At 45.3% G+C, this 14,457-nt stretch carries 14 protein-coding genes; 2 read left to right on the top strand and 12 right to left on the bottom strand.

Translation table 11 applies throughout. The features are described 5' to 3' along the window. Window positions 1-5: 5 nt before the first annotated feature. The 12 genes from atpA to H3U82_RS08580 form a co-directional block, all read right to left on the bottom strand. A complete protein-coding gene (gene atpA / locus H3U82_RS08635; protein WP_025331624.1) occupies window positions 6-1,550 on the bottom strand; it encodes a F0F1 ATP synthase subunit alpha in 1,545 nt (514 codons plus the stop codon). Window positions 1,551-1,560: 10 nt separating this feature from the next. Continuing rightward, window positions 1,561-2,097, bottom strand: a complete 537-nt coding sequence (locus H3U82_RS08630; RefSeq protein ID WP_078475494.1) for a F0F1 ATP synthase subunit delta — start codon at window positions 2,095-2,097, stop codon at window positions 1,561-1,563. A gap of 4 nt (window positions 2,098-2,101) precedes the next feature. Continuing rightward, entirely contained in the window at window positions 2,102-2,572 is a 471-nt protein-coding gene (locus tag H3U82_RS08625; RefSeq protein ID WP_078475493.1) for a F0F1 ATP synthase subunit B, read from the bottom strand. Window positions 2,573-2,636: 64 nt separating this feature from the next. Continuing rightward, entirely contained in the window at window positions 2,637-2,867 is a 231-nt protein-coding gene (gene atpE / locus H3U82_RS08620; protein WP_078475492.1) for a F0F1 ATP synthase subunit C, read from the bottom strand. Between the two features lie 55 nt (window positions 2,868-2,922). After that, complete coding sequence (gene atpB / locus H3U82_RS08615; protein ID WP_084586237.1) at window positions 2,923-3,783, bottom strand: F0F1 ATP synthase subunit A; 861 nt, start codon at window positions 3,781-3,783, stop codon at window positions 2,923-2,925. After that, window positions 3,780-4,124: an ATP synthase subunit I gene (locus tag H3U82_RS08610; RefSeq protein WP_078475490.1), complete on the bottom strand. Its 345-nt coding sequence runs from the start codon at window positions 4,122-4,124 to the stop codon at window positions 3,780-3,782. The genes atpB and H3U82_RS08610 overlap by 4 nt, the downstream gene beginning before the upstream one ends. A 194-nt stretch (window positions 4,125-4,318) precedes the next feature. Beyond that, window positions 4,319-5,173 (bottom strand): ParB/RepB/Spo0J family partition protein, encoded by an 855-nt coding sequence (locus H3U82_RS08605; protein ID WP_084586238.1) that lies wholly within the window; start codon window positions 5,171-5,173, stop codon window positions 4,319-4,321. A gap of 87 nt (window positions 5,174-5,260) precedes the next feature. Next, window positions 5,261-6,031: a ParA family protein gene (locus H3U82_RS08600; protein WP_025331630.1), complete on the bottom strand. Its 771-nt coding sequence runs from the start codon at window positions 6,029-6,031 to the stop codon at window positions 5,261-5,263. Further along, the gene (rsmG, locus tag H3U82_RS08595; RefSeq protein ID WP_025331631.1) at window positions 6,028-6,663 is read right to left on the bottom strand and encodes a 16S rRNA (guanine(527)-N(7))-methyltransferase RsmG; all 636 of its coding nucleotides are present in this window, start codon (window positions 6,661-6,663) and stop codon (window positions 6,028-6,030) included. The genes H3U82_RS08600 and rsmG overlap by 4 nt, the downstream gene beginning before the upstream one ends. Further along, the gene (gene mnmG / locus H3U82_RS08590) at window positions 6,656-8,548 is read right to left on the bottom strand and encodes a tRNA uridine-5-carboxymethylaminomethyl(34) synthesis enzyme MnmG (protein WP_198210180.1); all 1,893 of its coding nucleotides are present in this window, start codon (window positions 8,546-8,548) and stop codon (window positions 6,656-6,658) included. The genes rsmG and mnmG overlap by 8 nt, the downstream gene beginning before the upstream one ends. Window positions 8,549-8,696: 148 nt before the next feature. Beyond that, window positions 8,697-9,020 (bottom strand): hypothetical protein, encoded by a 324-nt coding sequence (locus H3U82_RS08585; RefSeq protein WP_198210178.1) that lies wholly within the window; start codon window positions 9,018-9,020, stop codon window positions 8,697-8,699. A 40-nt stretch (window positions 9,021-9,060) separates the two neighbouring features. Further along, on the bottom strand, window positions 9,061-9,498 hold the full coding sequence (locus tag H3U82_RS08580; protein ID WP_037394744.1) for a surface-adhesin E family protein: 438 nt from the start codon (window positions 9,496-9,498) through the stop codon (window positions 9,061-9,063). 93 nt (window positions 9,499-9,591) lie between these two features. On the opposite strand from H3U82_RS08580, the gene recQ reads away from it, so the two are divergent. Both recQ and nrdD read left to right on the top strand, forming a co-directional pair. After that, window positions 9,592-11,382 carry a DNA helicase RecQ gene (recQ, locus tag H3U82_RS08575; protein WP_198210176.1) on the top strand — a complete coding sequence of 597 codons (1,791 nt, stop codon included), beginning with the start codon at window positions 9,592-9,594 and terminating at the stop codon, window positions 11,380-11,382. 932 nt (window positions 11,383-12,314) lie between these two features. Then, window positions 12,315-14,456 (top strand): anaerobic ribonucleoside-triphosphate reductase, encoded by a 2,142-nt coding sequence (gene nrdD / locus H3U82_RS08570; RefSeq protein ID WP_198210174.1) that lies wholly within the window; start codon window positions 12,315-12,317, stop codon window positions 14,454-14,456. Window position 14,457: the final 1 nt, after the last annotated feature.

Below are 14,457 nucleotides of genomic sequence, written 5' to 3'. Positions count from 1 at the left end.
CACGCTTACGCAAAGCTGTAAGACGATTTGAAGGTCTTCATGGCGTTGTCCAATGCTTTGGCATTATCATCGCTCAAAGCGCCGGTTGTATCAATGTCCTGTAACACATTCGGACACTGGGTACGCACATAGCTTAAAAATTCTGCTTCAAAGGCCAATGCTTTTGATACCGGCACATCATCATAAGAGCCGTTATTAATCGCCCACAGTGTCAGCGCCATTTCACCTGTGCTCAGTGTACTGAACTGCTTCTGTTTCATCAGTTCCGTCACAACTTCACCATGACGCAGCTGTTTACGGGTAGCTTCATCCAGATCAGAAGCAAACTGCGAGAATGCAGCCAGTTCACGGTACTGTGCCAGTGCCAGACGAATACCGCCGCCCAGCTTTTTAATGACTTTAGTCTGTGCTGCACCACCTACACGGGATACTGAAATACCGGCATTGATAGCAGGACGAATACCAGAGTTAAACAGGTCTGTTTCCAGGAATATCTGACCGTCTGTAATCGAAATTACATTAGTAGGTACGAATGCAGATACGTCACCGGCCTGAGTTTCAATAATTGGCAAAGCAGTCAGAGAACCAGTTTTACCTTTAACGGCACCTTTGGTCAGTTCTTCTACCTCATGTGCATTAATGCGGGAAGCGCGTTCCAGCAAACGTGAATGCAGATAGAATACATCACCCGGATAAGCCTCGCGGCCTGGCGGACGACGCAAAAGCAGGGAAATCTGACGATACGCCACAGCCTGTTTAGACAAATCATCGTATACAATCAGCGCATCTTCGCCGTTATCACGGAAATATTCACCCATACTGCAACCGGCATATGGCGCAATATATTGCAGTGCAGCTGCTTCTGATGCAGTGGCAGCAATAATGATGGTGTGATCCATGGCACCATGTTCTTCCAGTTTACGTACTACACTGGCAATGGAAGAAGCTTTCTGACCGATAGCAACATAAATACAGATAACACCGGTATCTTTCTGGTTAACAATGGCATCAAGTGCCACGGCTGTTTTACCAGTCTGACGGTCACCAATAATCAGCTCACGCTGACCACGACCAATCGGTACCATTGAGTCAATGGCTTTCAAACCGGTTTGCATTGGCTGATCTACAGACTGACGTGCAATCACCCCGGGAGCAATTTTTTCTACCGGAGCAGTGTGTGTAGTATTAATCGGACCTTTGCCATCGATCGGGCGGCCAAGTGCATCAACTACGCGACCAATCAGTTCACGGCCAACCGGTACTTCCAGAATTCGGCCGGTACAGGTAACTTCGTCACCTTCCTTAATATGTTCTGATTCACCCAGAATCACGGCACCTACAGAATCGCGCTCCAGGTTCATGGCGAGACCAAATGTATTGCCGGGAAACTCGAGCATTTCACCTTGCATCACGTCTGATAAGCCGTGAACGCGCACAATCCCGTCAGTTACAGACATTACAGTACCGCGGGTACGTAATTCTGAATCAACGTTCAGGTTTGCGATTTTAGCTTTAATCAAATCGCTAATTTCAGCAGGATTAAGCTGCATGAAAACTCTCCTAATTCATCAATGCCGTATGCAGGCTGTTTAATCTGCCTTGCACCGACAAATCCAATACTTGGTCACCAACTTCTACTTTTACGCCACCAATCAATTCCGGGGCAACCACCTGACGCGCTTTCAACCGGCTTTTGAAATGGGCTTCCATATCTAAAACGACTTGTGTAAATTGTTGTTCGTCAATGGGATAAGCCGTATATACAGTGGCCTCTTTTATGTCGTTTAGGGACAAAGCATAGTCTTGGAATAACGTATAAATTTCTGGCAAAACTGTTAAGCGTTTGTTCTGCGCTAACAGAAAGATGAAATTTTTTAATTCATCAGCCGGCGTAAAATCCACTAATGACAGGATTTGTTTTGCCTTTTCTGTGTATTCGCATTCCGGCTCGTCAATCAGTAACTGCACTTTAGGTTGCAGAATAATTTCAGCCAGTGTTTTCAGTTCGTCCAACCAAGACTCAATTTGATTCTGTTCTTGTGCCAGACTGAATAATGCCTTTGCATATGGTCTGGCTATGGTTGCGAACTCAGCCATGGGATTACAGCTCCTGTTTCAGGTTCGCCAGTAAATCAGCGTGACGTGAAGGATTAACTTCGCTGCGCAGGATAGATTCGGCACCTTTAACAACCAAATCAGCCACCTGTTGACGCAATGCTTCACGGGCTCTGTTGGCTTCCTGCTCAACATCAGCTTTTGCCTGAGCCATTATACGGGCAGCTTCTTCTGATGCCTGCGTTTTGGCATCTTCAACAATCTGCGCGGCACGCTTTTCTGCATTGGCCACCATTTCGGAGACCTGACTGCGACCCTCGGCTAAGATATCAGCAACGCGTTTTTCCGCCTGAGCAAAATCGTTTTTCCCGCGTTCGGCAGCAGCCAAACCTTCGGCAATTTTGTCGGCACGGGCATCAAGTACTTTGACAATGGGTGGCCATACGAATTTCATCGTAAATAGCACAAACATGATAAAAACGAGTACTTGTGCGATTAGGGTTGCATTGATATTCACGATTAAACCTTTAGAATTTGTGTTTATTAATTAAAACAGTTAACAACCAGCAAATCCAAGTTTATCAGCCACCAATTTTGATAAAGTATAAGAATGATACGCCCAGGGAGATAATGAACGTAGCATCAATCATACCCATGATAATGAAGAATTTACCCAGCAATGAGCCCATTAATTCAGGCTGACGGGCAGAAGATTCCATGTATTTTGCACCCAGCATACCAATACCGATAGAGGCACCCATTGCAGAAATACCAATCATCAGACCACAAGCGATAGCGATTAAACCACCCATTTACTTAACTCCTTAAATATAAAAAAAGAGAATACTACAACAAATAAACTGACCCTTAATGGGAATCGTGAGCCTGACCCAGATAAACAAAAGTCAGTACCATAAAGAGATAGGCCTGCAGGGCGATTACCAGAATATGGAATATAGCCCATGCCAGACCTGCAATAATCTGCAGGATAAACAGCATAACATCACTGACACCGGCGGCACCGGACACACCCCATGCACCACCCATTAAGGCAATAACCATAAACAGAATTTCACCGGCATACATATTACCGAACAGTCGCATACCATGTGAAAGGGTTTTGGAGAAAAACTCAATAATATTCATCAGAAAGTTTGGGATAAACAACCAAACTTTGTTACCGAACGGCACACTGAATAATTCATGAATCCAGCCACCCAGTCCCTTGATTTTAATATTATAAACAAAACATAAAAACAAGACTGAAATCGCCATGGCCATGGTTGCATTCAGATCGGCAGTAGGTACTACACGCAAATAGGCATGATGATCACCGGTAGCATGCTGCCATGCCCATGGCAGTAAATCTACTGGCAATAAATCCATGATATTCATGAAGAGAATCCACATGAATACAGTCAGCCCCAGAGGAGCAATAATCTTACGAGATTTCTCGTTATGAATCATATCTTTGCAGGCACTGTCAACGAATTCAATCAGCAATTCAATTGCAGCCTGAAAACGGGTTGGCACGTCTGCTTTCATACGTTTTGCTGCTATAAACAAGATAGCAGAAGCGATTACACCGGTCAAAATGGAAAAGAATAGTGTATCCAGATCAAGAAATGAGAAATCAACCAGATTTGTCTGATAATCTGGTGATTTCTGGGTGTAATTAATTAAATGATGGCTAATATATTCGCCCGGAGTCATCTCTGTGCCGCTCATAATAACAATCTTTTTCTAAATGTGAACAATCCAGCCTGACTGACCAGTATTAGTCCTGTCAGGAAAGCAAACCAGTTAACAGCGGAATAGCATAAATACACCAATAACATCATCAGGCATATCATCAGAATTTTGCTAATCTCGGCCATTAACAGTGTTGCAGGTAATAGCGCCGGTAATTTTTTTGCAGCAATAATAGTTAATATCGCCAGTAATGTAGGTATCAGGTAACTCAGCCCACCTAATACTGCTGACCAGATAGCAGAATAATTCCACAACCATGCGGACACGCAAACTGCGGCAAACAACATGACTGTTTGCCAAAACATGATCCACTTCATTCTGTTACCCTGAAAAACACTTCGGTAAGCTGCAATAATATAATCAACTAATACAATATCGTCAAGTAATTTTGTGAAATTTTGTTAAATTAACTACACCTAATTAATTAATTTTTCTATATATTTCTACAATATTGCTTAAACTGATAACCCAACTAAACAATTTTGCCACAGTTAATTTCTGTTTGCAGGAATTATTCTAGTCCTAATTTCTGTAATAAATGACTTAAAGTTTCCGGATTATCAAACTGTAGAATAATCCGGCCGCTGCGCTGATTTTTACTTTGTACCTGCACAGGCACAGAAAAACGCTGCTCAAGCGCCGCTTCTATTTGTTGAACTTCACTGCTTTTTTCTGCCGGATGGCGTTTGGCAGCCTCCGGTTTAGCCTGAATTTGCTGACAGCGACGCTCAACTTCCCGTACTGACCAGCCATTTTGTACTGCTTTCTGTGCCAGGTCAATTTGCTGGATAACCGGCAAAGTTAATAAAGCTCTGGCATGTCCCATTTCCAGCTGACGGCCATACATCAGGTCCTGAACCGGTTGAGGAAGATTAAGTAAACGGAGACTGTTAGAAATACTGCTGCGGCTACGTCCAACTGCTTTGGCTACTGTATCATGTGTAAGACCGAATTCATCTACCAGACGCTTCAACCCCCGGGCTTCTTCGATAGGATTCAGGTTCTGCCGCTGGATATTTTCAATCAGTCCCATGGCCAGCGCAGCTTCATCGGTAATACTTTTGATGACTACGGGTATTTCCTGCAACCCGGCAAGCTGAGCAGCACGCCAGCGACGCTCACCAGCGATAAGTTCGTACTGATGTAGCCCCATTTCACGTACGATTACTGGCTGAATAACGCCCTGAGCACGAATTGAATCAGCCAGTTCCTGTAACCCTTCATCATCAATCTGGGTTCGAGGCTGATAACGCCCGGGAATAATATCTGTAACTGCTACTGTTGTTAAACGATCCCCTCCGGTAATATCGCTACCGGAACCAAGCAGGGCATCCAGTCCTGCACCCAAACCTTTTGCTTTTACCATGTATTGCTCTTTAATTTCCGGATTAACACCACATTGTGGCAAAGGCTGTTATTACATAAATACATTTAATTTATGCTTATTAACTGCTTATTTACTAGTACGCAGCAATACTTCATCTGCAAGTGCCAGATAGGCTCTGGTACCAGTGGCACGAGGATCATATTGCAAGGCCGGCATGCCATGGCTTGGTGCTTCAGCCAGACGTATATTACGCGGAATCGGTGTACTGAACAGCTTATCGGGAAAGTGGGTACCCAGCTGTTCGTCCACTTGTTTTGCCAGCAAACTGCGCGGGTCGTACAGGGTACGGACAATACCTAAAATATCCAGTTGCGGATTGATGGCCTGGCGGATTTTACGCACGGTGGCAATCAGATCGGAAATACCTTCCAGTGCATAATACTCACACAACATGGGTACAATAATGTGCTGTGCTGCAACCAGACCGTTAATGGTTAATAAAGTCAGTGTCGGCGGGCAGTCAATGATAATGTAATCGTACTGATCAGCCACTTGTGCCAGTGCATTTTTCAGGCGCATTTCCCGCGCCAACTCTTGCACCAGCTCCACCTCAGCACCCGCCAGAGCACGATTAGCAGGTAAAACATCAAAACCGCCATGCTGAGCAGAAGTAATGGCCTGCTGAATAGTTTCATTACCAAGCAACACAGCATAAACTCCGCTGGTTACATTAGCTTTATTAATGCCACTGCCAGTTGTGGCATTACCCTGAGGGTCGAGATCAACTATCAGAACTCTGGACTTTTTTTCCACCAGCGAAGCGGCCAGATTAACTACGGTTGTAGTTTTACCTACCCCGCCTTTCTGGTTGGCTACTGCAATAATATGCGCACTCATGCACTTTCTTTCTTGCGTACCAGAACCATATGCCGCTCTGCATCCAGATGCGGTACGCTGAGTTTATCTACCCGGATCAGTTCTGTATTTTCAGGTAACCGTTCAATTTCTTCATAGGGATAAACTCCCTTCATAGCCGCCCAGTAACCGCCTTTTGCCATCAACTGTTTAGTGATGGTAACAAAATCATTCAATTCAGCAAAAGCCCTGCTGGTAATGACATCGAACTGCTCACCAACCATGGCTTCTACCCGTGCCGTTATAACTTGTACATTACTTAAGCCCAGCTCGATTACTGCCTGTTGCAGGAATGATGTTTTTTTGCTGTTAGCATCAAGCAGGGCGACAGCCAAATCAGGGCGTGCTATAGCTACGGGTATGCCTGGCATACCACCGCCGCTGCCTACGTCAATCAGACCTCTGGCATGCTCTACATAAGGCAAAAGAGTGAGGCTGTCGAGAATATGATGACTGATAACATCCTGATCATTGCGCAGTGCAGTCAGATTGTAGGTACTATTCCATTTTTTCAACAGCTCTACGAAGGCCAGTAATTGTAATTGCTGCGGAACAGTCAGTTCGATATTCATCTGCTGCAAACCTTGTTGCAACATGGTTTTCATGTCATTCATATTTTTTTGCTCCCTCAAAACCCCGTTTCAGATGCACCATCAGTAATGCGACTGCCGCCGGTGTGATACCGGATATACGTGAAGCCTGTCCAACTGTTTCGGGACGAAATTGATTCAGTTTTTGTTGTACCTCTGCGGAAAGGCCTTTTACCAGCGTGTAATCAATGCTGGCCGGTAATTTTAGTTTTTCCAGATTCTGACGGTGACTGATTTCTTCATTTTGCCGCTCAATATAACCCTGATATTTGGCCTGAATTTCTACCTGCTCAGCCGCATCGGCTTCAAGAACTTCTTGCTGTGCATTAGGTAAAGTCATTAAGTCAGCATAGCTGACATTAGGCCGGCGCAGCATATCCAGTAAACTGGATTCTTTACTCAGTGGCTGACCCAGCACCCGCTGCTGATCACTCAGTGGCAGATTCAATGGTGTATACCATGTGTGGCTCATGCGTTGCAGTTCGCGCTCAACTGCTTCCTGTTTTCGCTGAAATATTTGCCATTGCGCATCATTGACCAGACCAACAGCTCGGCCCAGACCGGTCAAACGCATATCAGCATTGTCTTCACGCAATTGCAGACGGTATTCGGCACGACTGGTAAACATGCGGTACGGCTCAGTAACGCCTTTAGTAATCAGATCATCCACCAGTACACCCAAATAAGCCTGATCACGTTGCAATACCAGTGGTTCTGCTTCACGCAGATATAATACAGCATTGGTTCCGGCTAGTAAGCCCTGAGCAGCAGCTTCTTCATAACCGGTAGTACCGTTAATCTGTCCGGCAAAAAACAGTCCGGCTATATTTTTGGTTTCGAGACTGGCCTTGAGATTACGCGGATCAAAGTAATCATATTCAATGGCATAACCGGGGCGCAGGATATGTGCATTCTGCAATCCGGGCATTGAATGCACCAGCTTTAACTGAATATCAAACGGCAGACTGGTAGAAATACCGTTCGGATAATATTCGCGTGTTTTCAGCCCTTCAGGTTCCAGAAAAATCTGATGGCTTTCTTTATCGGCAAAACGATTGATTTTATCTTCTATAGAAGGACAGTAACGTGGACCGACTCCCTCAATCTTACCGGTAAACATCGGGCTGCGGTCGAAACCGCTACGGATAATATCGTGGGTGTGGCTATTAGTATGGGTAATCCAGCAGGAAATCTGCTGCGGATGTATCTCCCGGCTGCCACGTACTGAAAATACTGGTGCCGGATTGTCGCCCGGCTGTTCTTTAAGCTGGCTGAAATCAATACTGCGACCATCAATTCTTGGCGGGGTACCGGTTTTCAGACGTCCCTGCGGTAAATTCAGCTCTTTCAGGCAGCCTGATAAACGCTGGGCAGCCGGATCACCGGCACGGCCACCGGCATAGTTTTCCAGACCAATATGAATTTTACCAGCCAGAAAGGTACCAGCCGTCAGCACCACTGCACGACTACGGAATATAACACCCATTGCCGTCATTACTCCGACAGCACGGCCATGTTCCACAACAATATCTTCTACCTGCTGCTGAAATAATTGCAGGTTCGGCTGATTCTCCAGCATGGAACGGATAGCTGCTTTATACAGAATGCGGTCAGCCTGTGCCCGTGTTGCACGTACTGCCGGTCCTTTTGATGCATTCAGGCGACGAAATTGAATACCTCCGTAATCAGCAGCCAGCGCCATTGCCCCGCCCAGTGCATCCAGTTCGCGCACCAGATGACCTTTGCCGATGCCGCCGATCGACGGATTACACGACATTTGTCCCAGAGTTTCGATATTGTGGGTAAGTAATAATGTTTGCGCACCCATACGCGCAGCGGCCAAAGCCGCCTCTGTACCGGCATGTCCGCCGCCCACCACAATTACATCGTATTCAATCGGATAATTCATTTGACAACAGTTGATTCCATAGCATTGTTTTTTCAAGAAACAATGCCTGAGCAAAATAGTGCTATTTTACGCGAGCTGTTGCCATTTGTCAGGCATGTAAAAATGCAAAGAGATTTTTCACCCCGGCAGTTATTGCAGTCTGTCTGTTTTAACGGCCGTGCACACCCTGCCATGCGGCATCAAGTCTGGTACCGGCTGCCTGTAATGCAGCATCAGCCTGCTGGCGCTGAACATCAGCCTGATTAAAATCATTTTGCAGACGAGTAACATTATCCTGTGCATTTTTCAGCTGTAACTGCGCCGATTGCAACTGAGTTTGCAATTGCAATGCTTTATTCTGGCTGGCACTTTGTGCTGACAGTGCCGCCTGATAAGCTTTCTGAGCACTGAGTAATTCAACATCGGCAGGAGATTCAGCCCATGCCGTAACCGCCAGACCTAAAATCAACCACAAGCTATATTTTACTTTCATGCCTGCTAACTTTCTTAATCAGAATTAATCTTAATTAGAATTAATGTGCACATACATGCTGATATTGCTGTTCGGAAGCTGAACCACTGGTAATACCCATCGGGCGCAAGTCTGTTTCACCAAAATGATCCTGACGAATCAGTTCGCCATGCGCATCCAGCAACTCTACATCAAGTACCCGGAATATTTTACGACTACAGTCAATCTGTGTTGTACTCAGTGCGGTTTTATAAGCCGGTGTGTTACTGTAATATTGCTGTTTAGGGTCGATAACGGTTTTGCGATCGCGGAAAGTAACCAGATTACCCTGGCGTTTAATACTGCCGCTATCAAGCGCATACTGGATATTACCACTGGCGGATACACCAAGCTCAACCCAGCTGCCGCTGGCTTTCGGAACATTGGTGGTAGTACATGCAGCCAGAATAGCACAAACAGCCAAACTGGTTATCAGGTGACGGAAATAAATGATTTTCATGCTAATTCCTTGCAACAGCCATCAGGTAGCTGTCGGAAATAAAGGTAAATTGCAGTACAATACCCGTTTCAGATTAAATGTAACAGGTGTTTTGTGACCCATGCCGAGCAAATTTTACACGATGTTTTCGGCTATCCGGAATTTCGCGGACAACAGGCAAAAATTATCGACACAGTAGCCAGCGGTCATAATGCACTGGTACTGATGCCTACCGGCGCGGGCAAGTCTTTATGTTATCAAATTCCGGCATTAATGCGCGATGGTGTCGCTATTGTGATTTCACCACTGATCGCACTGATGCAGGATCAGGTTACAGCTCTGAATGTCAATGGTATTTCTGCCGCCTGTGTACACGGAGGCACCAGTAGTGAAGAGATACAGCGCATTGCTGATGAAATCGCGGCTGAGCATCTGAAGTTATTATATGTAGCACCGGAACGTCTGGTTATGCCACGTTTTTTACAGTTTTTACACAATACCCGTATTAGCCTGTTTGCGATTGATGAGGCTCATTGTGTCAGCCAGTGGGGACATGATTTTCGTCCTGAATATCAGCAACTGAGCATTCTGGCAGACGAATTTGCCGGTATTCCGCGTATTGCCCTTACTGCCACAGCAGATAATGCCACCAGAGCAGATATTCAGCACTATCTGGATTTAACAGACGCACGATTATTTGTTTCCAGCTTTAACCGCCCGAATATTGACTATCAGGTTATTGAAAAAAACAACGGTAAGAAACAGTTATTACAATTCATCCGCAGCCAGATGTCCGGAGAGAATGGTATTGTGTATTGTCTGTCACGCAAGCGTGTGGAAGATATTGCTGCTTTTCTAAGCGAAAACGGTCTGACTGCCCTGCCCTATCATGCCGGACTGGACTGGGAAATACGCAGCCGAAATCAGCGCCGCTTCACACAGGAAGATGGCATTATTATCGTAGCAACAGTAGCATTTGGTATGGGTATAGATAAACCGGATGTACGTTTTGTTGCCCATCTTGATATGCCTGCCAGCATTGAACATTTTTATCAGGAATCAGGGCGTGCCGGCCGTGACGGCCTGCCTGCCACCAGCTGGCTGTGTTATGGCCTGAATGACTGGGTACTATTGCGCGAACGGATTGAGCTTGCTGAGCGCGATGAAGCGCAAAAACGCATTGATTTACAAAAACTCGATGCCATGCTGGCCTTTTGTGAGACTGCAGACTGCCGCCGCCGGCTCTTGCTGCGCTATTTCGGAGAGGAAGGTGAGTCCTGCGGACATTGCGACAACTGCACTGACCCGCCCAGCAGATTTGACGGCACTGTACTGGCACAAAAATTACTTTCGTGCGTGTATCGGGTAAAACAGCGTTTTGCTACCGGACATGTGATTGATGTTTTACGCGGTCGCGAATCAGACTTGGTAATACGCTGCGGACACCAGCATTTATCTACTTTCGGTATAGGCAGTGAATTAACAGTTAAAGAGTGGCGTACAGTGGTACGGCAATGCGTTGCGTCAGGGTATCTGAATGTTGATATAGCCAATCAGGCATTACAGCTTACTGAGCAGGCACGGGCAGTATTAAAAAACCAGCAACAGGTCTGGCTGCGACCATTGAAGCATGATAAAACCCGCAACAATCGCAATACTGATACCTGGCTGCGTACTGAACGCGAAGAACGTCTGTGGCAAACGCTGCGCAACTGGCGTAAAGAACGCGCCAGCAAAAACAATGTACCAGCCTATACCATTTTTGCCGACCGGACATTACAGGATTTAGTCCGGCATCCGCCGGCCACACTGGCTGATTTAAACCATATTTATGGATTAGGTGAAAGTAAAATCAGAAATTTCGGTGCAGATATTCTGGCCCTGTGTCGCAAATGGGCGCAATAATAGTCAGAACGTCTCTGCTATTCTGCTCATAAATCATTTATTTCCTCAGTTTTTATAACTTTTATCTTTACTTATCCGGTCATGATTCTGCCTTTATACCGATACAGCAAATAGTTTTTCATAACAGGTGATTATCGGCAGAATAACACCTGATTTTACCTACTTTATGTGCATGAGAATGTCCGGTAATACGGGCATTCTGCAGCTGGTATCCTGCCATTATCTGATTATTATTTTTATCTGTTTTTGGTAATTTATCGCATCTATTCTAGGGTTCATTTACCCATCCATCTGATTAGTTTGGCTGTATGCGTTTTTACAGCCATCACCTGTCTGCACATTTATAAAAGCATAGCAGCTCAATTTCGACTGATAGGTATTCCTGCCTTTATCAGACACCTATTATGCTCAAATTTATCTGTTATATAGATTCGCTATCATTACCGATGGCAAACTGTACTGTTTACCCGGTTGTCAATTATAAGTATCCCCATCAGCCTTAACTTAGGCTACTTGCATAGCAATCATCAGATAATGACAATAAGCATATTACTGAAAATAAAATTATCTAATTCAGACATGTTACCTTCTAACAGAAATTTCAGACGAGCTGGTTACAGACATCAGCATTGCGGTTGCAGGCAAGAAATGACCATTTTTTACACTTTGTTTTCAATAATATAAGCCAATGATTTATCTATAATAAATAGCCATGTCAACCATGAATGATGCGCTATATCAAATAAATGTGAAAAATGCTGCTTTATTCATCATACAAATCCCATATATAGTAAAAAAAAGCGCAACAACAGCATTTAAACACTAAATATAGTATTTTTACATATAAGCACTGTGATCAGACAAATTGTTATTATTTAATAACAATGCAGTAACTGCTGCCGGTTATTACAGGCGGCAGAAGGATAATCAGCATGAAACCCATTGTAATTAAAAGAGATGGTTGTCACGTACCTTTTGATACAGCCCGCATCAAAGAAGCCATACAACAAGCAGCCAAAGCAGTACAGATTAACGATATCGATTATTGCCATCAGGTGGCAGAAAGTGTGGCCGGTCATCTTGTCGAGCGTGAGTACATTGATATTCATGATATCCAGCAGGCTGTTGAAGACCAATTAATGGCCGGACAGTACAAGGAACTGGCCAGGGCGTATATTGAATATCGCCATTCCCGCGATGTGGCACGTGAATCACGCAGTCGTCTAAATCGTGAAATTCAGGGTTTGGTTGAACAAACCAACTTTAGTCTGCTCAATGAAAACGCCAACAAAGACAGTAAAGTTATTCCGACACAGCGCGATTTACTGGCCGGCATTGTCGCCAAACACTACGCTCAACAGCACCTACTTCCACGCGATGTGGTACTGGCACATGAACGGGGTGAAATCCATTACCATGATCTGGATTATGCACCTTTTTTCCCAATGTTTAACTGCATGCTGATTGACCTGAAAGGCATGCTGACTAACGGTTTTAAAATGGGTAATGCCGAAATCGAGCAGCCGAAATCAATTGCCACTGCCACTGCGGTAACCGCACAGATCATTGCGCAGGTAGCCAGCCATATTTATGGCGGCAGCACCATCAACCGAATTGATGAAGTACTGGCTCCCTTTGTTCGTGCCAGCTACAACAAACATCTGGCAGTTGCAACTGAATGGCAGATTGCCAATGCAAACGAGTATGCACGTGCACGTACTGAAAAAGAGTGTTATGACGCCTTTCAGTCACTGGAATATGAAGTTAATACCCTGCATACGGCTAATGGTCAGACTCCTTTTGTAACCTTTGGCTTTGGTCTGGGTACAAGCTGGGAAAGCCGGCTGATACAAACTGCTATTTTACGCAATCGCCTCGCAGGCCTTGGTAAAAATGGCAAAACAGCCGTTTTTCCCAAACTGGTATTCAGCATTAGAGATGGTATTAACCACAAAGCCGGTGATATTAACTACGACATTAAACAGCTGGCTCTGGAATGTGCTTCCAAACGTATGTATCCAGATATTCTTAACTATGATCAGGTTGTCGCTGTTACCGGTTCCTTCAAAACCCCGATGGGCTGCCGCAGCTTCCTTGGTGTCTATGAAGAAAACGGGGAGCAAATCCATGAAGGACGAAACAATCTGGGAGTTATCAGCCTGAATCTGCCCCGTATCGCCATAGAAGCCAGATATGATGAAACACGTTTCTGGCAGTTACTGGATGAACGTCTGCAACTGTGCCGCAAAGCACTGATGACACGCATTGCCCGTTTTGAAAATGTCAAAGCAAGAGTAGCTCCGATTCTGTATATGGAGGGTGCCTGCGGGGTACGTCTGAATGCTGATGATTCAGTAGCTCAAATATTCAAAAACGGCCGCGCCTCAATTTCACTGGGTTATATCGGTCTGCACGAAACCATTAATGCCCTGTATGGTACCGAAAAACATGTTTTTGATAGCGAAACCCTGCGCGAGAAAGCCATTGCTATCGTACAAAAACTGCGTGACACTGCCGACCGCTGGAAAGCCGAAACCGGTTATGGTTTCAGCCTGTACAGCACACCCAGTGAAAACCTGTGTGATCGCTTCTGCCGGCTTGATACTGCCGAATTCGGGGTTATCGATGGTGTGACCGATAAAGGTTACTATACCAACAGCTTCCATCTGGATGTTGAGAAAAAGGTTAATCCTTACGATAAAATCGATTTTGAAGCACCCTATCCGAAAATGGCCAGTGGCGGTTTTATCTGCTACGGGGAATATCCGAATTTACAGCACAATCTTAAAGCATTAGAGGACGTGTGGGACTACAGCTACCGTTACGTTCCCTATTACGGAACGAATACACCGATCGATGAATGCTACGACTGTGGATTCAGCGGTGAATTTTCCTGTACCAGCAAAGGTTTTGTCTGCCCGAAATGCGGCAATCATGATCCTGCACGGGTATCCGTTACCAGACGTGTATGCGGTTATCTGGGCAGTCCGGATTCCCGCCCGTTTAATGCCGGCAAACAGGAAGAGGTTAAACGACGGGTCAAACACCTTGGTCAGCAATGTGGTGCACTGTAAG

This window comes from Snodgrassella sp. W8132, from assembly GCF_016100865.1.
In the GTDB taxonomy this organism is placed as follows: domain Bacteria; phylum Pseudomonadota; class Gammaproteobacteria; order Burkholderiales; family Neisseriaceae; genus Snodgrassella; species Snodgrassella alvi.
The sequence above is the reverse complement of the archived record's forward strand: the minus strand, read 5'-3'. Positions and strand labels throughout refer to the sequence as shown.

What these genes read in the sequence shown, in the direction of transcription:
- atpA (WP_025331624.1), bottom strand. Translation starts at nt 1,550, where the DNA reads ATGCAGCTTAATCCTGCTGAAATTAGCGATTTGATTAAAGCTAAAATC.
- H3U82_RS08630 (WP_078475494.1), bottom strand. Translation starts at nt 2,097, where the DNA reads ATGGCTGAGTTCGCAACCATAGCCAGACCATATGCAAAGGCATTATTC.
- atpE (WP_078475492.1), bottom strand. Translation starts at nt 2,867, where the DNA reads ATGGGTGGTTTAATCGCTATCGCTTGTGGTCTGATGATTGGTATTTCT.
- atpB (WP_084586237.1), bottom strand. Translation starts at nt 3,783, where the DNA reads ATGAGCGGCACAGAGATGACTCCGGGCGAATATATTAGCCATCATTTA.
- H3U82_RS08610 (WP_078475490.1), bottom strand. Translation starts at nt 4,124, where the DNA reads ATGAAGTGGATCATGTTTTGGCAAACAGTCATGTTGTTTGCCGCAGTT.
- H3U82_RS08605 (WP_084586238.1), bottom strand. Translation starts at nt 5,173, where the DNA reads ATGGTAAAAGCAAAAGGTTTGGGTGCAGGACTGGATGCCCTGCTTGGT.
- H3U82_RS08600 (WP_025331630.1), bottom strand. Translation starts at nt 6,031, where the DNA reads ATGAGTGCGCATATTATTGCAGTAGCCAACCAGAAAGGCGGGGTAGGT.
- rsmG (WP_025331631.1), bottom strand. Translation starts at nt 6,663, where the DNA reads ATGAATGACATGAAAACCATGTTGCAACAAGGTTTGCAGCAGATGAAT.
- mnmG (WP_198210180.1), bottom strand. Translation starts at nt 8,548, where the DNA reads ATGAATTATCCGATTGAATACGATGTAATTGTGGTGGGCGGCGGACAT.
- H3U82_RS08585 (WP_198210178.1), bottom strand. Translation starts at nt 9,020, where the DNA reads ATGAAAGTAAAATATAGCTTGTGGTTGATTTTAGGTCTGGCGGTTACG.
- H3U82_RS08580 (WP_037394744.1), bottom strand. Translation starts at nt 9,498, where the DNA reads ATGAAAATCATTTATTTCCGTCACCTGATAACCAGTTTGGCTGTTTGT.
- nrdD (WP_198210174.1), top strand. Translation starts at nt 12,315, where the DNA reads ATGAAACCCATTGTAATTAAAAGAGATGGTTGTCACGTACCTTTTGAT.